Source organism: Streptomyces gossypii (assembly GCF_025165795.1).
Taxonomy (GTDB): Bacteria; Actinomycetota; Actinomycetes; order Streptomycetales; family Streptomycetaceae; genus Streptomyces; species Streptomyces gossypii.
In genome coordinates this window covers 146,770-165,415 of sequence record NZ_JAJAGO010000014.1, presented here as the reverse complement: position 1 = coordinate 165,415, position 18,646 = coordinate 146,770, and the positions used below count along the sequence as shown (strand labels likewise).

The window sequence follows — 18,646 nt, the reverse complement described above, 5'->3', positions numbered from 1 at the left end:
CAGCAGTGGCCGGTCATGTCCGGCGCAGAGTCCCGGCAGAGCCGAGCCGGGAGCGACCAAGCGGAGTGAGTGTGCCCGAACGCCCCCTGACCTTCATCGTCGGCACCGGACGCAGCGGGTCGTCCGCGCTGTCGCGGATCATCAACCTGCACCCCGACGTGCTCAGTCTCAACGAGATGTTCGCCTCGCTCGGCGACGGCGCACTGCCCCGGGCGCCGTTCACCGGGGAGGAGTTCTGGCGGATCCTGGCCGAACCGAACGCCTTCTTCGACCGGATGACCCGCAGCGGGGTGCCACTCCCGGAGTTCCTCTACATCCGGGATCCGGGGCGCTACTCGGCGGAGACCGGCATCCCCGCCCTGAGCCTGATGGTGCTGCCCCATCTCAGCGAGGACCCGGACGGGTTGCTGGACGCCGTCGAACCGGAGATCCGCGCGCTCCCCCGGCGCCCGGCCGCCCAGCAGTACGAATCCCTGTTCGAGGTACTGAGCGCGCGCTGCGGCGGCGGCCGGGCCGTGATCGAACGCTCGGGCTACTCCCTGGGGGCGATCCCCCGGCTGCGCGCGGCCTTCCCGCACGCGAGGTTCGTGCACCTCTTCCGGGACGGCCCGGACTGCGCCGTCTCCATGAGCCGCCACGTCGGCTACCGCTCGATCGCGCTGCTGCGGGAGATCTTCGGGCGCTCCGGAGTCCGTTCACTCTCCGAGCTCACCCCGGAGCGCGAGGCGGAACTGCCGCCCGACCTGACCTGGCTGCTGCGCCACCGCTTCGACGCGGATCTGCTGCTGGAGCGGCCGATGCCGGTGACGGGGTTCGGCGCGCTGTGGTCGCAGATCGTCTCCGAAGGGGTGGCCAGGCTGGCGGAGATTCCAGCCGGGCAGCGCACCACGCTGTCGTACGAGGATCTGCTCGACACGCCACGCGAGGAGCTGACGCGGCTTGCCGCCTTCGCCGGTTTCGCACCGCACCCGGACTGGCTCGCACGGGGAGCGGCGACACTCGACGGGGCCCGGCGCGGGGCGGCTCTGCGGCTGCCGGCGGAGGAGCTGGCCGAGCTGCGGGAGCGTTGCGCGCCGGGCGTCCGCGCCTTGGCCGAGGCGGGCGGGCACGGCTGAGCCGCAGCGGGGAAAGTACGGGCTGAGGGCTGTCCCGTGATCCCTCAGGTGCCCTGCGCGGCCCGCAGCGCCGTGCGGCAGAGCGCGTCGGCGCGGCGGGTGGTCTCCGGCAGCCGGTAGTGCCGCGCCAGCGCCAGGGTGTGCGCGCAGGCGGCGTCCAGCCCGGTGCGGTGGCCGACGGAAACGTACACCGGCTTGACGCCCTCACGGGTACGCAGCGCGCGCCCGACCTCCTCACCGCCCTCGTCACCGCCCTCGTCGCCGTCCGGTCCGCACTCCCCGCGCCCCCGCCCTTCGTCGAGCAGCGGCGCGCTGTCACCGCGCCGTTCGCCCACCGGCGCATGCCGGAAGAGGAACGGCGACTTGGCGACGCCGATCGTCGGCAGCCCGGTCAGCACCCCCAGATGGCTGGCCAGTCCGAAGCGGCGCGGGTGGGCCATGCCGTAGCCGTCGCAGACCACCAGGCCGGGCACACTCCCGAGCTGCTCCAGCGCGGCGAGCACGGCGGGGATCTCGCGGAAGGCGAGCAGACCGGGCACATACGGGAAGGACACCGGGGCGAGGGCGGTCGCCTGGGCGACCACCTCCAGCGTGGCTGCGTCGAGGACCACGGCCGCAGCCGCGACCAGATCGCGTTCGTCGTCATAGGCGACGTCGACCCCGGCCACCAGGGTGCACGGGGCACCGGGCACGGGGCTGTGATCGGCGTACTCGACCCGGGCGCGCAGCTGGTCCTGCACCGCCAGCGCCTCCGCCTCGGTCACCGGCCAGCCCGGCTGCGGCCCCTGAGCCGCCTGCGCCGCCTGCGCCATCAGCGATGCCTGAGCTGCCGAGCGCACTGGCACGGTCACGCGCCCTTCACCTGTGGCTCACGGTCCAGTTCCAGGCCGAAGCGGGTGCGGTAGACGTCCAGCACCTCCCCCTCGGCGAGGTGGCGCTCGGAGCGCGCGCCGTCGGCGTCGGTGGTCACCAACTGCCGTCCGCTGAGCGTGATACGGCCGCCGTCCTCGGCCAGCCTGGAGCAGATCAGCGACCGGGTGAAGTGCGAGTCGGGCGAGGTGCGGTTGTACCAGCAGGCGCCCTCGAAGTCGGCGAGTGCGCGAGCCCGCCGCTCCAGCCGGTACTCGCGGTTCCCGTCCATCAGCACGACGAGATCGCCCTCGTCCGCCTCCTCGATGCGGAACTCCCCGCCCGGATCCTGCTGGTCGCCGGGTTCGTCCAGGGTCAGCGGGTAGGTGCTGTGCTTCCCGAAGCCGACGTCGGCCAGCCACCTCGAGCCGTCCTCGGCCTCCACCCGCAGCGTCATATGGCTGTGCGGGATGCTGAGCCGCTCGCCGGAGTACACCCGTGCGCCCAGCAGGCCCACCTGGTAGCCGAGGGCGCGGAGCAGTGAGGCGAAGGAACCGTTCAGCTCGTAACAGAAACCACCGCGTCGGCCCTCCACTATCTTGGCCCGCAGCGCCTTCTCGTCCAGCACGATGTCCTCGCCCCGATGGATCGAGAGGTTCTCGAAGGGCACGGCCACCAGGTGCCTGCGGTGCAGGGTCCGCAGCGCGGCGCTGTCGGGGGCGGCGGGGCGGTCGGCCCCGATGCGGCGGAGGTAGGCGTCAACAGCGGTCTCGTCCATGCGGCCAGTATCCGCGATGAGCATCGACGGCGGGAACCTCCGCCGCCCCCGGTGCCGGTAGGGCCGTTTCCGGCACCGGGGGCTGGTCGGAGGCCGCCGGTCAGAAGCCGTCGGTTGCGTGCGGAAGGTAGGTGGTGCGCAGCGCGGCATCGAGCCGGGCCGCCGCGCCGGGACTGTGCTCGGTGACGAGACCGGCCAGGACCATTCGCGTCAGCTCCGCGCCGCCCAGATAGCAGGCGCCGAGCTCCCGGATGTCCAGGGCGAGTTCGGCGGCGTCGGACGTCGGCCGGTAGGTCGCGCCAGCCGGTCCGGCGGTCAGCCGGAAGCGGCCCGCGTTGGCGGGCAGCCGCACGTCGGTCACCTCCAGCACCACATCCACCGGCGCTGCCCAGGACCGGGCGGTGAGCGCGGTGGCCGGGTCCGTCAAACGCAGCCACAGAGCCGGGGACTGATCGGTGACGCGGACCTGGTCGCGGTCGGCCGCGAAGAGCAGCAGCGGGTCGTCCAGCGGGCGGCCGGGGGCGCGGACTTGTCCGGTGAGGTCGATGGACACGAGGTACCGCCACAGGGACGCGGCGACCGCCGGGGTGTCCGCCTCCAGCTCGGTCACCTGCACCAGGCCGGAGGTGCGCAACTCCTCGTTCCCGCCACGGGTGCGGTAGACCGCGTAGCCGGAGGGACGCGGGGCGCCGCCGCCGGGCGGGACCTCGTCACCACCGAGTACCACCACCCTGGGCGGGCTCAGCTCCTTGTAGTCCTCGTCCTCCTCCCGCAGGACCTCCTCCCGCCACCAGTGCTCGTCGCGGGCGATGCGGCCCGCGCGTACGGCCCGCTGCGCAGAGTGCGCCGCGGCGAGCAGGGCCGGTGCCTCGTCCGGGGCTACCAGCCGCAGCGGGCGCTCGTCGGGGGCGAGACGCAGGTCGAGCGGCCGGGTGGAGTCGATCTCCACGGAGTACGCGCCGGTGGCCGGACCGAAGCCGAAGCGGCCGTAGATCGCCGCCTCCGACGCCCACAGCACGGAGAGCGGCTGCCCGTTCACCGCACAGCGCCGCGCCGATTCGTCGAGCAGCCCGGTGAGCACGCCGCGCCTGCGGTGGGTGGGGGCGACGGAGACGAACGTCAGCCCGGCGACGGGCAGCTCACCGCCCGGGACGGAGAGTTGGAAGGGCAGCGCGGCGGCCAGCCCGACCAGGCGGTCACCCTCGTACGCGCCGATGCGCTCGCAGCGCAGCAGCAGGTCCCGGTGCTGCTTGCGGGTCTTCTCCTCGGGTGTCTCGTGGAAGACGAGATGGGCGTGGTCCAGGGCGCGGTCCACATGCGCCTCGGGAAGGGTATGGAATTCCACAGTGGTCACGATGCGGACGCTAACCCTCCTGTTGCGGACAGTCATCCGATTATCGCTCGGACGAGTGAATCTTTCAGCCGCGCCGCCGACCCGGGACACACACGGATCAGGCGGGAAGGGAGATCCCGGCGCCATGGAAAAGCCGGGCGATTCCCCTGCGCGAGCGGCGCAGAATCTGGATCATGGGAGGGGGTGTTCTTCGCCCGCGTCGAGGAGCTCGGTCACGAGCCGACGGGCGTACGCGGCGTCGAGTCCGGCCGGGCGGAAGAGGATGCGGTACATCATGGGGGCGACCACGCGGTCCATCGCCGTCTCGACGTCGGGAGTGTTCTCCCCGCGGCCGATCGCGCGGGCGAGCATGACGTCGACCTGTTCGGCCGCGTAGGCCGAGCACTGACCGGCGTTGCTGCCGTCCGGGTCGCCGAGCAGAGCGTCACGGATGTAGGCGCGGCCGGAGGGGGACGACATCTCGTCGAGGAACTGTTCGGCCCAGGCCGTCAGGTCGGACAGCAGGTCGCCGTGGCCCTCCGGCGCGGTGTCGGGCCTCAGGCGCTCCACCGCGACGTCCGACAGCAGCTCCTGAAGGTCGCCCCAGCGGCGGTAGATCGTCGAGGGGGTGACTCCGGCGCGCTGGGCGACCAGCGGGACGGTCACCGCGTCGCGGCCCCGCTCCGACAGGATTTCGCGGACAGCGGTGTGCACCGAAGCCTGGACCCGTGCACTGCGCCCGCCGGGGCGCACCATCGGCTTACGACTCATGACTCCACCTTAAAGCACGGTTATTGCGTTTAGGAGGAGCATGCCGGCTCGACGGCCGCGCCAGGGCCCCCTCGCCGGTCTCCTCGCTGCGGGCATCCGGCCCTGATCCCGACCGGAGCCGAACGGCATACGGGCCGGGCCGGAACCGTCCGGCCCGCCCGCCGCTCTCAGGCGGCGGGCGGGAGCGATCGGGCGGACTGCGTCCGCTCGTAGGCGTGGCCCACCCGCAGCAGCTGCCGCTCGCCGAAGGGCCGCCCGAGCAGCTGCATGCCGATCGGCATGCCCGCCGTGTCGTGGCCCACCGGGACGGCCAGAGCGGGCACTCCGGTGATGTTGGCCGGGGAGGATAGACGCACGTACGCGTCGGAGACGGCCTCGGTCGAGCCGTCGGACCAGGTGACGTTCTCCTGACCGGCCTTCACCGCGGTCATCGGGACCGCCGGGGCGGCGATCACGTCGACCTTCTCCAGAATGCGGGCCCATTCCTCCTGCATGAGCGTCCGGGAGCGCTGGGCACGCAGATAGTCGCCCGCGCCCATCAGTTCACCGGCCTCCAGGAGGATGCGGACGTCCGCCTGGTACAGCTCGGGGACCGTACGCAGCGTGCCCTCGTGGTAGGCGGTGGCCTCCGGCACCATCAGCCCCCACTGGGTGGCCTGGATGTAACGGGTCATCGGGATGTCGATCTCGACGAGATGGGCGCCGAGAGTCTCCAGCTGCGCGATGCCCCGGCGGACGGCGGTCTCCACCTCCGCGTCGACATGGTCGAAGTAGTAATTGCGCGGCACCCCGACGCGCACGCCCGCCAGGTCCGGCTCCCGTTCCGGCCGGTGGTCGACGCCGGGGGTGTCCAGCGAGGCGGGGTCACGCGGGTCGTGCCCGGCGAGGACGGTCAGGACCAGGGCAGCGTCCTCGACGGTGCGGGTGACCGGGCCGACGTGGTCCAGCGACCAGGACAGCGACGTGACGCCGTGGCGCGGCACCAGCCCGTAGGTCGGCTTGAAGCCGACGACCCCGTTCAGCGCGGCGGGAACCCGGATCGACCCGCCGGTGTCGGTGCCGAGGGCGAAGGTCGCCGCCCCGGCCGCCACCGCGACGGCGGACCCGCCGCTGGAGCCTCCCGCGACCCGGCCGCGGTCCCAGGCGTTGCCGGTCTGCGGGGTGGTCAGGCCGTAGGCGAACTCGTGGGTGTGGGTCTTGCCGACCAGGACGGAGCCCGCGGCCCGCAGCCGGGCGGCGACCGAGCTGTCGGCGGCGGCGCGGTGGCCGGCCCGGACCCGGGAACTGGCGCTGGTGGGCGAACCGGCGACGTCGATCAGGTCCTTGAGCCCGGCCGGGACGCCGTGCAGCGGCCCCCGGAACACGCCGCGGGCCGCTTCCTGCTCGGCCTCCCGTGCCGCGCCGCGGGCCTGCTCAGCGGTGACCGCGACGTACGCCTCGACGTGCGGGTCCACCTGGTCGATGCGGTCGAGGACCGAGTCCACCAGCTCGACGGGGGACAGCCGGCGGGCCCGGATCCGCTGCGCGGCGTCGGCGAGGGTCAGCTCATACGGCTGCATCGTGCTTCTCCTTTCCGGCGCGGTAGGCGCCGGCGGGCGGGGTGTCCCCGAAGTCCAGCTCACGCAGGACCGCGACGACGGAGTGGATGTGGTTGGCGGTGGCGGCGACCGCGGCGTGGCGGTCATCGGGCAGCGGAAGTCCGGCACGGGCGGCCCAGCGGGCGGCCTCGGGCGGCGTGAGTTCAACGGAGGGCACAGGTTTCTCCTGATCAGGGGCGTGGCAACGAAGCACTCCGCGCCAAAAGCTAACGGTTTGCTTTAACCCGACCGTAGGCCCTACGGTCGGGTTAAAGCAAATGCATTGCATTTACGGAAGGAGTCCCATGCCCGGCGTCATCTCCGGCGTACGAGCGGTGGCCGACGCGCCCGCGATCTCCGACGCACCCGCGCACGTCGCTCACCAGGCCACCCGCACCCGTACGAAGAGGCGCACGGCTTCTTTCGCCCTCGACGTGTCGATACTCGCGGCCCTCCTGGCCGCGTCCAGCGCTCCAACCCCGCTCTACCCTCTCTACCAGGACCAGTGGGGCCTCTCCGCGCTCGCCGTCACCGTGGTCTTCAGCGCGTACGCTTTGGCCCTGTTGCTGGCCCTGCTCACCACCGGAGCGCTCTCCGACCACCTGGGGCGACGCCCCGTCCTGGCAGGCGCCCTGCTCATGGCGGCCGCCTCCATGGTCCTCCTGGCCTCAGCGGACGGCGCGGGCTCCCTGACCATCGCCCGGGTCCTGCAAGGAGCGGCCACCGGCGCGGCCACCAGCGCCGCGGGCGCGGCGCTCCTCGACCTGGAAAACCCCCGGCGCCCGGGCCGGTCCGCCCTGGCCAACAGCGTCACCCCGGTCGCCGGCATGGCCACCGGCGTGCTCGTCTCCACCCTGCTCGTCCGTTTCGCCCCCGCCCCCACCGTCACCGTCTACGTACTGCTGGCGGCGTTGTTCCTAGCCCAGGCGATCGCGGCCACCTTCACCACGGAGACGGCCCACCGCCACGCGGGAGCGCTGCGGTCGCTGCGCCCGCGGGTCAGCGTCCCGCCGCCGGCCCGCCGCACCCTGCTGGCCGCGGGCGCCGCTGTCGGCACCGTCTGGGCGCTGGGCGGCTTCTACTCCTCCCTCGGCCCGGCCCTCGTACGCCTGGTGGCCCCCGACGCCCCGCAAGCAGCCCGCGGCATGGTCTTCTTCACCCTCAGCGCCACCGCCGCACTCACCGTGTGGGCGCTGCGGCGCAGGCCGCCCCGCGCCACGGCGATCGGCGGCTGCCTGTCCGTCCTGCCCGCCGCGGCCCTGACCCTGAGCGGTCTGCACGGCTCCGGACTGCCCGCCGTCTACGGCGGAGCGGTGCTGGCCGGCATCGCCTTCGGCGCCGTTTCCCAGGGGGCGCTGCGTATGCTCCTCGCCTCGCTCGACGAGCGGGACCGCGCCGCGACACTGGCCGCCTACTACATCCTCAGCTACCTCTCCATGAGCCTGCCCGCCGTCGCCGCGGGCGCCGCCACCCAGCGCTACGGGCTGGGGACCACCTCACACGCCTACGCCATCACCGCCGCTCTGCTCGCCCTGGCGGCACTGGCGGCACTCATCGCGTCACGACGCGGGGCGGCCCACCCCGAAGCCGACCGCTCCCACTGAAGAGAACAAAGGAAACGACACACAATGCACACCTCCCCCGCCGCCACCCCCATCCCCTCCTGGACCGTGGGCGGCGTCACCGTCCACCGCATCGACGAAGTCGCCCTGCCGCCCGCGACCGGACCCTGGCTGCTGCCCGACGCCACCCCTGAGGTGGTGACCGCCCAGGACTGGCTGCAGCCCCACTTCGCCGGCCAGGACGGGATTCTGCACATCGACAGCCACAGCTTCGCGTTCGTCGTGAACGGGCTGCGCGTTCTCGTCGACACCGGCATCGGCAACGGCAAGGAGCGTGCCAACCCGGCCTGGCACAACCTGCGGACCGACTTCCTGGAGCGCCTCACCGCCGCCGGTTTCCCCCCGGACTCCGTCGACCTGGTGATCCTCACTCACCTGCACGCCGATCACGTCGGCTGGAACACACGGCAGGTGAACGGCGAATGGGTCCCCACCTTCCCCAACGCCCGCTACCTCACCTCCCGCGCCGAGCGGGAGTCCTGGGCCACGTACGACATGGAGGAGGCACGCGAACAGATGTTCCGCGACTCCGTGATCCCGGTCGAACAGGCGGGTCTGCTGAGCACGGTCGACGTCCCGCACAAGGGGGCCGAGATCGCCCCCGGCCTGCGCTTGATCCCGACGCCCGGCCACACCCCCGGCCACGTCGCCGTGGAACTGACCAGCCAGAAGGAGACGGCGCTGATCTCCGGCGACTGCGTCCACCACCCCGTCCAGCTCGCCCACCCCGTCATCGGCGCCTGCGTCGACATCGACCCGCGGCAGTCCGAGGCCACCCGCCGCAAGCTGCTCGGCTCCCTCGCCGGCACGGACACCCTCCTCCTCGGCACCCACTTCGCACCGCCCACCGCCGGCCGCGTGGTCGCCCACGGGGACGCCTACCGGCTGGAGTCCGTCCCCGCTTCCTGATGCCGTCGCCACGCCCTCTCGGTCACGCAGGTATGGCCCAGCCCCTCGGACCCCACCAGGGCCGCTCCTCTCGAATTCGCCGCCAAGGTCGAACACGCCAGGGACAAGTACGCGAAGGGCGTCCACCAGCACGGCGCACGCAAAGAGCAGCCGGCCCGGCGACCGGCCGTCCGTCTGCGCGAGGTCGCCGACGCCACCTTCGTCGACATGCCGAGGGGGTCCGGGCAGCGGAAGCTGGTCGACGACGCCTTCACCAGAGCGGAACTGGCACGACGCGTCCTGATCGAGGTTTCCGACATCACCTCGATCCCCGACCACGTGGCCCACGGCCTCGGCGTGGCCTTCCTGTTCCCCCGAGTCGCGAAAGCGGCCGGACCGGCCGTGCGTGCGGTGCCGTTGGCGGACGCCGAACTGTCCTGGACGCTCAGCGTGGTCACCTCGGCGACGCGCCACCCACACGCGCGCCGCACGCGTTTCTGGACCTCCTCCCCCACCACATCCGGCACGATCGCGTGTTCTGACCCGCGTGCGGCCCTCACCATGGGCAGCCCGACGGGCCTGTCAGATGTCCTGTCCGAATCCCGCCAGCCACGGCCCCACCGGCCGCGCGAGTATCAGTCCAAGCCCGAAAACACGTAACAAACAGGGATGGACACCATGATTTCTCCGCTCAACGGCAAGGTCGCTCTGGTCACCGGTGGCAGCCGCGGGATCGGCGCGGCGGTGGCGCTGCGGCTGGCGCAGGACGGCGCGGACGTCGCCCTGACCTACCAGCACAACAAGGAGCAGGCCGCGCAGGTCGTCGCCGGGATCGAGGCGGCGGGCAGGCGCGGCTGGGCCGTACGCGCCGACTTCGGCGAGGGCCCGGACGTGACGGCGGCCGTCGAAGGCACCGTCACGGAGTTCGGGCGTCTCGACATCCTTGTGAACAACGCGGGTACCGGCGTGATGGCCCCGATCGGTGAGCTGTCTCTCGAGGACATCGACCGGGTGCTCGCGGTGAACGTGCGGGGTGCCTACCTCGCGGCGCGTGCCGCCGCCGGGCAGCTCGCCGAGGGCGGACGGATCATCAACATCGGTTCCTGCATCACCGAGCGCGTCCCCTTCCCGGGCGCCACGCTGTACGCCACCAGCAAGGCGGCGCTGACCGGCCTCACCAAGGGGCTCGCCCGGGAGCTGGGCGGACGCGGCATCACCGCGAATCTGGTGCAGCCCGGCCCGACCAACACGGACATGAACCCGGCGGACGGGCCCAGCGCGTCGGCGCAGCAGGGCTTCACCGTTCTCGGCCGCCACGCCGAGCCGTCGGAGATCGCCGCGACGGTGGCACATCTGGCGGGTGAGGGCGGCAATTACATCACCGGCGCCTCCCTCGCCGTGGACGGCGGCCACTCGGCCTGACCGTCAGCAAATCCGGAGCCAATCCGGAGCCCGTCCGGAAGCCCGGAGCCGCCCCCATCCGTACGCACACACGGGTGGGGGCGGCTCGGCAGGTCAGCGGGACGGCTCCAGCCGGGCGATACGGCCGTCCTCCCCGGAGGCCCAGCACCCGAAGTCGTCCGCGCAGTCCACCGTGTCGTAGGAACCAGCGTCCACCGTCCGCCAGTTGCGCCCGCCGTCGAAGGTGACGTCGGTGCCCGTCGGCCCGACGGCCAGTGCGATGCGGCGGGTGTGCGGCAGCCAGGCAACGCCCGAACGGTACTCCGGCACCGGGCGGGCGCTGTCCGTCCACGTCCGGCCGCCGTCGCCGGTCACCGCCGAGGCGTCAGGCGACTGCTCGCCGGGCCGGAAGTCACCGCCGACCGCCACACCGTGGCGGGCGTCGCGGAAGGCGAGCCCGAAGACGCCACGCTCCCCGGCTCCCGCCGGGATCGGCGCCTCGGCCGCACGCCAGGTGTGTCCCCGGTCGGCGGAGTGCAGTACCCGCGCCGTCCCGGCACCGCCGGTGGCCATCCACACATCGCGCGGGCCGCTGCTCACCAGGCACTGCCCGCTGGCCGCGAAGTTCGCCTCGCCCTCCTGCGCGGGCGGCATGCCCCGGTCGGGCAGCACACGCCAGCTGCGGCCGCCGTCCCCGGTCGACAGGATGCGGAACTTGCCGTTCACCGGGTCGCTGACGGCCAGACCGTGCCGGGCGTCGAAGAACGTAAGACAGTTGTAGAACGCCTCGGGGGTGTCGTTGCGGAAGGTCTCCGCCCAGGTGGCACCGCCGTCCGCCGTACGGAACACCCGCGACTCCTCGCCCGGTCCGATGGCGAGCACCACGGCGCGCCGCGCGCCGAACGCCTCGACGTCCCGGAACTCCAGACCGGCCGCGCCCGGCGGCGACACGTCATTCCAGTGACGGCCGCCGTCCCTGGTCCGCAGTACGGTGCCGCCGCTGCCCGCCACCCACGCCGTGGAGCGGCTGACCGCGTCCAGCCCACGGAACCGGGCATCCGTCCCGCTGTCCTTGAGCGACCAGCCGGGCGCGGCCGACTCCCAGCGGGCCGACGGCTGTGCCTGCCCCGCCCGCTTCTGACCGTCCGCCTGTGCCTGGCCCGTGCCGAGCGCGGCGGCCAGGGCCGCCCCGCACAGTCCGGCCGCCGCTGCTCGCCTCAGCTTTCCCTTCAGCCTCATGGGCACGGAACCTAGCCCATGGCGGCGGTGGCGTCACTGCCCAGGAGAGCCCGTCAGCGGATGCAAGAAGCCGTCGTCCTGCCGGCCGGGGGCAGGACAGCAGCTCCTCAGCCCCCGTCCGGCAGCATCTGCTCCGCGAGGACGACCATCACGAAGCCGCAGCCGAGCACGGCCATCGCCCAGCGCGTACGGCCTCTGCGGCTCAGCACGATCGCGGTCCCGGAAAGTATCAGCGCGATGCCGTAGAGACCGACCGTCAGCAGGGACGGAGCGCTGCCGAGCCGGACGACAAGTGCGGTGGCGACGGCGATCATGACGACGGCGGAGGTCACCGCGCGGGTGCGGCGTGCCTGCCCGGCTCGCGTCAGACGGGGCCGCCGCGCCGGCTCCTCGTCGTCGTAGAGGTCGGCGAGGTCGTCGTCATCGGGGTCGGGGGCCGCGTCGGGACGGGCCCCCAATGTGGCGCCGCGGTCGGCGTCCGAGCCCTCGTCGGCGTCCGAGCCCTCGTCAGTCTCCGTGTCCGCAACGGCAACGGTCTCCGGTTCCGCCTCAGAAGGCGTGTCCGTATCCGCGGCCCCCTCGGCATCCCGGTCGGCGTTCTCGTCCCGGTCACGGACATCGGCCCCGCGTACCTTCGTACCGTCGACCTCTTCGTCATCGAGTGCCGTCATCGACGTTCTTCACCTTTCGTCCCCCGAGCACATGCGGTAGTCCGGGAGGTTACCGGCAGTGGCGGCGCCGCGTCCCGGCGCCCTGTCCGTCGCGCGCCCGCGCCGACCGGCGCGTCAGGATGGGCAACACCGGCCGGGGGGCGGAGGATCGGGCCTGCAGTCCGATGCATACGCTGATTCCGATCTATATACACAGGAGGCATTCCGCATGGCGACCACACGCACCGCACACACGGTCTGGAACGGGAATCTGATGGAGGGGTCGGGCACCGTCACCCTCGACTCGTCCGGGATCGGCGCCTACCCCGTGTCGTGGCCCGCCCGTTCGGAGGAGCCGAACGGCAAGACCAGCCCGGAGGAGCTGATCGCGGCCGCCCACTCCAGCTGCTTCTCGATGGCGCTCTCGAACGGACTGAACAGCGCGGGCACCCCGCCCACCAAGCTGAACACCCAGGCCGAGGTGACCTTCCAGCCGGGCACCGGCATCACCGGGATCCACCTCACCGTGGAGGGTGAGGTCCCGGGCATGGACGAGAGCGCGTTCACCGAGGCGGCCGAGAACGCCAAGGCGAACTGCCCGGTGAGCCAGGCCCTGACCGGTACCACGATCACCCTCTCGGCGAAGCTCGCCTGAGCGGTACTCCGGCAGGCCGCCCGCCGCACCATGTGCCGCACCCGTATGCGGCGCAGTCCACGACTCGGCGGGCGGCCCCCGGACCACCACTGGCAGAATGGGTACTATGCCCGAATTGCCGGAGGTGGCGTCTCTCCGCGAGTTCCTGGCCGCACGACTCGTCGGCCGGACGGTCGCCAGCGCCCACGCCCTCGCCGTGAACGTGCTCAAGACGTACGACCCGCCGCTGACCGCCCTCGAAGGGCAGACCTTCACCGAGGTGGCGCGCTGGGGCAAGTTCCTCGACCTGACGGCCGGCGATCTGCACCTGGTGGTCCATCTGGCCCGGGCGGGCTGGCTGCGCTGGCACGAGAAGCCGCCCCCGGCGCCGCCCCGCCCCGGCAAGGGCCCGCTGGCCCTCCGCCTGGTCCTGGCCGAACCGGAAGCCGCCGCGGTCGACCTCACCGAGGCGGGCAGCCAGAAGCGCCTGGCGGCGTACGTCGTACGCGACCCCACCGAGGTGCCCGGCGTCGCCCGCCTGGGCCCCGACCCGCTCGCCGAGGACTTCACGCCGGAGGCGTTCCGCGCACTGCTGCGCGGCGAGCGGCGCCGGATCAAGGGGGTGCTCCGCGATCAGAGCACCGTCGCCGGGATCGGCAACGCCTACTCGGACGAGATCCTGCACGCCGCGCGCATGTCGCCGTACAAGCCCGCGGGCGGGCTCTCCGAGGAGGAGACCGGCACGCTGTACGCCGCCGTGGGCGAGACGCTGCGCGAGGCCGTCGAGCGCTCCCGTGGGGTGGCGGCGGGGAACCTCAAAACCGAGAAGAAGAGCGGCATGCGGGTGCACGGGCGCACCGGACTGCCGTGCCCCGTCTGCGGGGACACCGTGCGCGAAGTCTCCTTTCACGACTCCTCGTTGCAGTACTGCCCGACCTGCCAGACCGGCGGCAAACCGCTCGCCGACCGGCGGATGTCCCGCCTGCTGAAGTAGCGCTCCCGCCCCCGCTCAGGGACGGGGGATGTTGCGGAGGTTGGAGCGGGCCAGGTCGAGCATGGTGCCGACGCCGCCGTCCAGCACCGTGCGGCCCGCCGCCAGGGCGAAGCCCTTCACCTGGCCGAAGGTGATGTGGGAGGGCACGGAAAGCGCGTTGGGGTCGGTGATCAGCTCCACCAGCGCGGGCCCGGGGCGCCCCAGCGCGTCGGTGAGCGCGCCGGCCACCTCGCTCGGCTGCTCCACCCGCCAGGCGGGGATGCCGACGCCGCGCGCGATGGCGCTGTAGTCGACGGGGGCGTGATCGGTCTCGTAGGCGGGCAGCCCGTCGACCATCATCTCCAGCCGGACCATGCCCAGCGAGGCGTTGTTGAAGACCACCGTCTTCACCTGGAGGTCGTGCTGCTTCACGGTGAGCAGTTCGCCGAGCAGCATCGCCAGGCCGCCGTCGCCGGAGAGCGAGACGACCTGGCGGGAGCGGTCGGCGAAGGCGGCGCCGACGGCGTGCGGCAGGGCGTTGGCCATGCTGCCGTGGCTGAAGGAGCCGATGACGCGGCGGCGGCCGTTGGGGGTGAGATAGCGGGCGGCCCACACGTTGTTCATGCCGGTGTCGACGGTGAAGACGGCGTCGTCGGCGGCGATGGAGTCCAGCAGGCTGGCCGCGTACTCCGGGTGGATCGGGGTGTGGTGTTCGACGTTGCGGGTGTAGGCGTCGACGGCCGTGGTCAGGGCGCGTTCGTGCTTGCGCAGCATGGTGTCGAGGAAGCTCCGGTCGCCTGCGGGTGCCAGCAGCGGCTGCACGGCGTCGAGCGTGGCGGCGACGTCCCCGTGTACGGCGAGTCGCAGCGGGGTGCGACGGCCCATGGTGCGGGCGTCGTTGTCGACCTGGATGGTGCGGGCCTGCGGCAGGAAGGCGTCGTAGGGGAAGTCGGTGCCGAGCATCAGCAGCAGATCGGCGCCGTGCACGGCGTCGTGGCAGGCTCCGTACCCGAGGAGTCCGATCATCCCCACGTCATAGGGGTTCTCGTACTGGATCCACTCTTTTCCGCGCAGCGTATGGCCGACCGGCGCCTTGAGCGTCTCGGCAAGCCGCATCACCTGGCTGTGCGCGTGGCGGGTGCCCACGCCGCAGAAGAGGGTGACCTTCTCCGCTTCGTTGAGTGCGCCGGCCAGCTTCTCCACCACATCCGGCGCGGGGGTGACGGTGCCGCAGGCGGGGGTGGGGACGGTACGCCCGGTCGGGTTGGGCGCCGGTTTCTCGCCCAGGTCGCCGGGCAGCACCAGCACGGCGACGGTGGAGCCGCCGAGCGCCCGCTGCGCGGCGATCCGGGCCAGTCGGGGCATCTGCTCCGGCTGGGAGAGGAGTTCACACCAGTCGGCCACCTCGTTGAACAGCTGTTCGGGGTGGGTCTCCTGGAAGAAGCTGGTGCCGATCTGGCCGGTGGGGATGTGCGAGGCGATCGCCAGTACGGGCGCGCCGCTGCGCTGGGCGTCGTACAGACCCTGCACCAGATGGGTGTTGCCGGGGCCGCAGGAACCGGCGCAGACGGTGAGGCGCCCGGTGATCTGCGCCTCGGCGGCGGCGGCGAAGGCACCCGCCTCCTCGTTGCGCACATGCACCCACTGCAGTGCGCCGTCCGAGCGGCGGATGGCGTCGACGAAGGGGTTGAGGCTGTCGCCGACGACTCCGTAGACCCGCTCGACCCCGGACTGGATCAGGACCTGGACAAGCTGGTCGGCGACTTTCACGGCGGCCATGGCATCCCCTCGTACGGTCGGTGGCTCCGGCATCGAGCGTAGAGGCCGCAAGGGAAGCCCGCGCGGCGAAGCGGCTGCCCCGGCGGGCAGGCCTACGCGTCGAGCGGCAGTGCCAGCAGTGCGTTCTCGACGAGTTCCGGCATCGCCGGGTGGATCCACAGCTGACCTCGCGCCATGCTGCGCGCGTCCAGTCCGAAGTTCATCGCCTGGATCAGCGGCTGGATCAAGGTGGCGGCCTGCGGTCCGATGATGTGCGCGCCGAGCAGCAATCCGGTGGAGGGGTCGGCCAGCAGCTTGGCGAAGCCGGTGGTGTCCTCCATCGCCCAGCCGTACGCGATCCCGGCGTACTCCGCGGTCGCGCTCACGAAGCGGACGCCTCGTTCCCGCGCCTCCCGCTCGGTCAGCCCGACGGCGGCGATCTGCGGCGAGGTGAAGACGGCGTGCGGCACATAGCGGTGGTCGGCGGCGACCGGCTGGTCCGGATGGAGCAGGTTGTGCTGGACGACCCGGGCCTCGTGGTTGGCGACGTGCTTGAGTTCGTACGGCGAGGAGAGGTCGCCCAGCGCGTAGATGCCCGGCACGCTGGTGCGCTGCTGCGGGTCGACGCTGACCCGTCCGCCGTCCGTGGTGGTCACTCCGGTGGCGGCGACGTCCAGCAGGTCGGAGTTGGACCGCCGGCCGGTGGCCACCAGCAGGAGTTCCCCTTCGACGGTCTCCGTGCCCGCGGGGCCGGTGAGGTCGAGCGCGATGCCCGAGCCGGTGCGGCGTGCGCGCTCGGCGGTGCGCCGCAGGCGTACGTCGAAGCGCTGGGCGGCCAGTTCGGTGAACCGGGTGCTGATGTCCGCGTCCTCCGCCCGCAGCAGCGCGCCCGAGCGGGCGATCACCGTCACCTGGACACCGAACGAGGCGAACACATGGGCGAACTCCGCGGCGACGAACCCGCTGCCGAGGATCACCATGCTGCGGGGCAGCTCGTCGATCCGCATCACGGTGTCGGAGGTGTGGTAGCCGGACTCGGCCAGCCCGGGTATGTCCGGGGCCACCGGGCGGCTCCCGGCGGCGAGGACGAACTTGTCCGCGGTCACGGTCTCCTCGCCGCGCCCCGGGGCTCCGGACCCGCCTGCGTCCGGGAAGGAGATGGTCAGCTCCTTGTGCCCGGTGAAGCGGCCCTGCCCCTCGTACACCGTGAGTCCGGCGTTGTCCTCATGCGCCAGCCGGTAGGCGCGGCCGTCGCGCGCGATGGGGTCGATCCGGCCGAAGACGCGGTCGCGTACCTCGCGCCAGCGCACCCCGCGCAGTTCGGCGTCCACGCCGAGCCGGGCACCGGCGGCCGGGGCCACGGCCAGGTCTGCGGTGTGCACATACATCTTGGTCGGGATGCAGCCGACGTTCAGACACGTGCCACCGAAGGTGCCCTTCTCCACGAGCGCCGTCCGCCACCCGGCGAAGCGGTGGTCCACCAGGGAGTTTCCGGATCCGGTACCGATGACGACCAGGTCGTAGTGGGACACGCCCTCAATCTCCGCTCTGCGCACGGGACGCCTGGGCCGCGGGGGCCGGGCACTGGCGGCCGTCGGCGGGCTCGCCGCTCGCACGCAGGGCCCACCACACCAGCGGGATCTGGAGTGGCAGCCGGGCGCTGGCGAGCGCGCCCAGCGGGGCGGGCCGGTCGCGCCAGTCGCGCGCCATCTTCACGTTGGCGGGGAACACGGCCACGAAGTACGCGGCCGCCGCCCGGCCGCCGGACCTGCGGGTGCGCGGGTGGGCGAGACCGGCGGCCAGCACGAGTTCGACGGCGCCACTCGCGTAGGTCCAGGCCCGGGGGCTGCCGGGCAGGGCGCGCGGGACGAGCGAGTCGAAGAGCTTCGGCACGGCGAGGTGTGCCACGCCCGCACCGGCCAGCAGCGCGGCAAGCGATTCGGCGCCCGAGAGGCGACGGCGTACGGCCATTCTGTGTGCTCCCACCGGAGGTTGACGGCGCGGGCTGCCCGCACCGGGGTTCTCTGCTCAACAGTAATCCGGGCGTCGAGCCAGCCCCTCAGACAGGCGTCCGCAGGCACCATCGGGGCCTTGTCACGGCGCCGGGGCGTGCGCGGGGGCGCGGCGGCCCAGCGCCTCGCCCAGCAGCGCGTGCAGCCGTTCCGCATCGGCGGGCGAGAGCACCAGTTCGTCGGGCAGGACGCGCGTATCAACCCCGAAGGAGGCCAGCGAGACGCGCACCGCGGGACGGGCCGTTGATACCTGCGGAGGCGGCGGGGACTGCGGATGCGAGGGGTGGGGGGCCTGCGGCTGCGGCGCCTGCCGGGGGGACCTGGAGGGCCGACGCTGGCGGGGCAACTCCGGCACCGCGGGGCCGGATCCGCCGCCCGCACCGTAGGCACGGTCGCCGCCCGCGGACTTCGCGGCGCGCAGTGCCACATCGGCGTCCAGCAGGAGATCGGCGAGACCTCCCCTGGACGCGCCCGGACCGCCGTAGGCCGCCACGCCCATCGAGACGGCCTGCCCGGTGAGCGTGACCGTACTGCTGCGGCTGGAGCGGGCGCTCACGGACAGCCGCCGGACGGCCTCCTGAGCGCCGCGGGCGACGGCGAGCGCCTCGTCCTCGGTCGCGCCGGGCAGCAGGATCAGGAACTCGTCACCGGCGTGCCCGCCGTACCGGCCGACGATGCTGTTCTCCGTGCGGTCGAGCGCCCCCGCGACGGCGCGCAGCACCGCGTCGCCCGCGAGATGGCCGTACCGGTCGTTCACCGCCTTGAAGCGGTCGAGATCCGCGAGTATCAGGGCCATCGGCTGCCCGTGGCGCCGGGCACGCGCGGCGGCACGGGCGGCTCTGTTGTCCCACTCCAGCCGGTCCAGCACGCCGGTGAGCCGGTCGGTCAACGGCTTCCTGCACAGGGCGCAGTGTTTCTGCTCGGCCGACCTCGGCACGGTGGTCATCGACTGCCTCTCCCGACATCATGGAAGCACGGGTCCACTGCGCTTCGCCCGGTGAGCCTTGAGCAACTTCGGGTTGACTGTTAATCATTCAACTCAACTA

At 72.6% G+C, this 18,646-nt stretch carries 19 protein-coding genes; 7 read left to right on the top strand and 12 right to left on the bottom strand.

What is annotated here, in order from left to right; genetic code table 11:
- Window positions 1-71 precede the first annotated feature (71 nt).
- Window positions 72-1,115 carry a sulfotransferase family protein gene (locus tag LHJ74_RS27305; RefSeq protein WP_260220928.1) on the top strand — a complete coding sequence of 348 codons (1,044 nt, stop codon included), beginning with the start codon at window positions 72-74 and terminating at the stop codon, window positions 1,113-1,115.
- Between the two features lie 44 nt (window positions 1,116-1,159).
- Here LHJ74_RS27305 and LHJ74_RS27300 read toward each other — a convergent pair whose 3' ends face one another.
- The 6 genes from LHJ74_RS27300 to LHJ74_RS27275 all read right to left on the bottom strand — a co-directional run bounded on the left by LHJ74_RS27300 (window position 1,160) and on the right by LHJ74_RS27275 (window position 6,601).
- Window positions 1,160-1,927: an endonuclease V gene (locus tag LHJ74_RS27300; RefSeq protein WP_260220973.1), complete on the bottom strand. Its 768-nt coding sequence runs from the start codon at window positions 1,925-1,927 to the stop codon at window positions 1,160-1,162.
- Between the two features lie 35 nt (window positions 1,928-1,962).
- A complete protein-coding gene (locus tag LHJ74_RS27295; RefSeq protein WP_260220927.1) occupies window positions 1,963-2,742 on the bottom strand; it encodes an arylamine N-acetyltransferase family protein in 780 nt (259 codons plus the stop codon).
- Window positions 2,743-2,842: 100 nt separating this feature from the next.
- A complete protein-coding gene (locus LHJ74_RS27290) occupies window positions 2,843-4,132 on the bottom strand; it encodes a GNAT family N-acetyltransferase (RefSeq protein ID WP_260220926.1) in 1,290 nt (429 codons plus the stop codon).
- A gap of 135 nt (window positions 4,133-4,267) precedes the next feature.
- The gene (locus LHJ74_RS27285) at window positions 4,268-4,846 is read right to left on the bottom strand and encodes a TetR/AcrR family transcriptional regulator (RefSeq protein WP_260220925.1); all 579 of its coding nucleotides are present in this window, start codon (window positions 4,844-4,846) and stop codon (window positions 4,268-4,270) included.
- Between the two features lie 167 nt (window positions 4,847-5,013).
- A complete protein-coding gene (locus LHJ74_RS27280) occupies window positions 5,014-6,405 on the bottom strand; it encodes an amidase (protein WP_260220924.1) in 1,392 nt (463 codons plus the stop codon).
- Window positions 6,392-6,601: a hypothetical protein gene (locus LHJ74_RS27275; RefSeq protein ID WP_260220923.1), complete on the bottom strand. Its 210-nt coding sequence runs from the start codon at window positions 6,599-6,601 to the stop codon at window positions 6,392-6,394. The genes LHJ74_RS27280 and LHJ74_RS27275 overlap by 14 nt, the downstream gene beginning before the upstream one ends.
- Before the next feature lie 127 nt (window positions 6,602-6,728).
- Here LHJ74_RS27275 and LHJ74_RS27270 point away from each other — a divergent pair, with 127 nt between their 5' ends.
- From LHJ74_RS27270 to LHJ74_RS27255, 4 genes are all read left to right on the top strand, one after another.
- A complete protein-coding gene (locus LHJ74_RS27270) occupies window positions 6,729-8,027 on the top strand; it encodes an MFS transporter (protein ID WP_260220922.1) in 1,299 nt (432 codons plus the stop codon).
- 24 nt (window positions 8,028-8,051) lie between these two features.
- On the top strand, window positions 8,052-8,954 hold the full coding sequence (locus LHJ74_RS27265) for an MBL fold metallo-hydrolase (protein WP_260220921.1): 903 nt from the start codon (window positions 8,052-8,054) through the stop codon (window positions 8,952-8,954).
- Window positions 8,955-9,128: 174 nt separating this feature from the next.
- The gene (locus LHJ74_RS27260; RefSeq protein ID WP_260220972.1) at window positions 9,129-9,593 is read left to right on the top strand and encodes a LysR substrate-binding domain-containing protein; all 465 of its coding nucleotides are present in this window, start codon (window positions 9,129-9,131) and stop codon (window positions 9,591-9,593) included.
- An 18-nt stretch (window positions 9,594-9,611) separates the two neighbouring features.
- On the top strand, window positions 9,612-10,355 hold the full coding sequence (locus tag LHJ74_RS27255) for an SDR family NAD(P)-dependent oxidoreductase (RefSeq protein WP_260220971.1): 744 nt from the start codon (window positions 9,612-9,614) through the stop codon (window positions 10,353-10,355).
- A gap of 93 nt (window positions 10,356-10,448) precedes the next feature.
- Here the strand turns inward: LHJ74_RS27255 and LHJ74_RS27250 are convergent, their stop codons facing one another.
- Together LHJ74_RS27250 and LHJ74_RS27245 are read right to left on the bottom strand one after the other, a co-directional pair.
- The gene (locus LHJ74_RS27250) at window positions 10,449-11,573 is read right to left on the bottom strand and encodes a WD40/YVTN/BNR-like repeat-containing protein (RefSeq protein WP_260220920.1); all 1,125 of its coding nucleotides are present in this window, start codon (window positions 11,571-11,573) and stop codon (window positions 10,449-10,451) included.
- 107 nt (window positions 11,574-11,680) lie between these two features.
- Window positions 11,681-12,244, bottom strand: coding sequence for an MSCRAMM family adhesin SdrC (locus LHJ74_RS27245; protein ID WP_260220919.1), 564 nt, complete (start codon window positions 12,242-12,244; stop codon window positions 11,681-11,683).
- A 208-nt stretch (window positions 12,245-12,452) separates the two neighbouring features.
- Here LHJ74_RS27245 and LHJ74_RS27240 point away from each other — a divergent pair, with 208 nt between their 5' ends.
- Together LHJ74_RS27240 and LHJ74_RS27235 are read left to right on the top strand one after the other, a co-directional pair.
- Window positions 12,453-12,878: an OsmC family protein gene (locus LHJ74_RS27240; RefSeq protein ID WP_260220918.1), complete on the top strand. Its 426-nt coding sequence runs from the start codon at window positions 12,453-12,455 to the stop codon at window positions 12,876-12,878.
- Window positions 12,879-12,984: 106 nt separating this feature from the next.
- Complete coding sequence (locus LHJ74_RS27235) at window positions 12,985-13,851, top strand: Fpg/Nei family DNA glycosylase (RefSeq protein ID WP_260220917.1); 867 nt, start codon at window positions 12,985-12,987, stop codon at window positions 13,849-13,851.
- A gap of 15 nt (window positions 13,852-13,866) precedes the next feature.
- On the opposite strand, the gene LHJ74_RS27230 is transcribed toward LHJ74_RS27235, so the two are convergent.
- The 4 genes from LHJ74_RS27230 to LHJ74_RS27215 form a co-directional block, all read right to left on the bottom strand.
- Entirely contained in the window at window positions 13,867-15,609 is a 1,743-nt protein-coding gene (locus LHJ74_RS27230) for a pyruvate dehydrogenase (RefSeq protein ID WP_260220916.1), read from the bottom strand.
- A 92-nt stretch (window positions 15,610-15,701) separates the two neighbouring features.
- Window positions 15,702-17,120, bottom strand: coding sequence for a mycothione reductase (locus tag LHJ74_RS27225; protein ID WP_260220915.1), 1,419 nt, complete (start codon window positions 17,118-17,120; stop codon window positions 15,702-15,704).
- Window positions 17,121-17,124: 4 nt separating this feature from the next.
- Entirely contained in the window at window positions 17,125-17,559 is a 435-nt protein-coding gene (locus LHJ74_RS27220) for a DoxX family protein (RefSeq protein ID WP_260220914.1), read from the bottom strand.
- A gap of 123 nt (window positions 17,560-17,682) precedes the next feature.
- Window positions 17,683-18,546: a GGDEF domain-containing protein gene (locus LHJ74_RS27215; RefSeq protein ID WP_260220913.1), complete on the bottom strand. Its 864-nt coding sequence runs from the start codon at window positions 18,544-18,546 to the stop codon at window positions 17,683-17,685.
- Window positions 18,547-18,646: the final 100 nt, after the last annotated feature.

Excerpts from the sequence above, each read along its gene's own strand:
- LHJ74_RS27300 (WP_260220973.1), bottom strand. The coding sequence starts at position 1,927 with ATGGCGCAGGCGGCGCAGGCGGCTCAGGGGCCGCAGCCGGGCTGGCCG.
- LHJ74_RS27280 (WP_260220924.1), bottom strand. The coding sequence starts at position 6,405 with ATGCAGCCGTATGAGCTGACCCTCGCCGACGCCGCGCAGCGGATCCGG.
- LHJ74_RS27230 (WP_260220916.1), bottom strand. The coding sequence starts at position 15,609 with ATGGCCGCCGTGAAAGTCGCCGACCAGCTTGTCCAGGTCCTGATCCAG.
- LHJ74_RS27250 (WP_260220920.1), bottom strand. The coding sequence starts at position 11,573 with ATGAGGCTGAAGGGAAAGCTGAGGCGAGCAGCGGCGGCCGGACTGTGC.
- LHJ74_RS27270 (WP_260220922.1), top strand. The coding sequence starts at position 6,729 with ATGCCCGGCGTCATCTCCGGCGTACGAGCGGTGGCCGACGCGCCCGCG.
- LHJ74_RS27295 (WP_260220927.1), bottom strand. The coding sequence starts at position 2,742 with ATGGACGAGACCGCTGTTGACGCCTACCTCCGCCGCATCGGGGCCGAC.
- LHJ74_RS27290 (WP_260220926.1), bottom strand. The coding sequence starts at position 4,132 with ATGACTGTCCGCAACAGGAGGGTTAGCGTCCGCATCGTGACCACTGTG.
- LHJ74_RS27215 (WP_260220913.1), bottom strand. The coding sequence starts at position 18,546 with ATGACCACCGTGCCGAGGTCGGCCGAGCAGAAACACTGCGCCCTGTGC.
- LHJ74_RS27245 (WP_260220919.1), bottom strand. The coding sequence starts at position 12,244 with ATGACGGCACTCGATGACGAAGAGGTCGACGGTACGAAGGTACGCGGG.
- LHJ74_RS27220 (WP_260220914.1), bottom strand. The coding sequence starts at position 17,559 with ATGGCCGTACGCCGTCGCCTCTCGGGCGCCGAATCGCTTGCCGCGCTG.
- LHJ74_RS27285 (WP_260220925.1), bottom strand. The coding sequence starts at position 4,846 with ATGAGTCGTAAGCCGATGGTGCGCCCCGGCGGGCGCAGTGCACGGGTC.
- LHJ74_RS27255 (WP_260220971.1), top strand. The coding sequence starts at position 9,612 with ATGATTTCTCCGCTCAACGGCAAGGTCGCTCTGGTCACCGGTGGCAGC.
- LHJ74_RS27240 (WP_260220918.1), top strand. The coding sequence starts at position 12,453 with ATGGCGACCACACGCACCGCACACACGGTCTGGAACGGGAATCTGATG.
- LHJ74_RS27235 (WP_260220917.1), top strand. The coding sequence starts at position 12,985 with ATGCCCGAATTGCCGGAGGTGGCGTCTCTCCGCGAGTTCCTGGCCGCA.
- LHJ74_RS27265 (WP_260220921.1), top strand. The coding sequence starts at position 8,052 with ATGCACACCTCCCCCGCCGCCACCCCCATCCCCTCCTGGACCGTGGGC.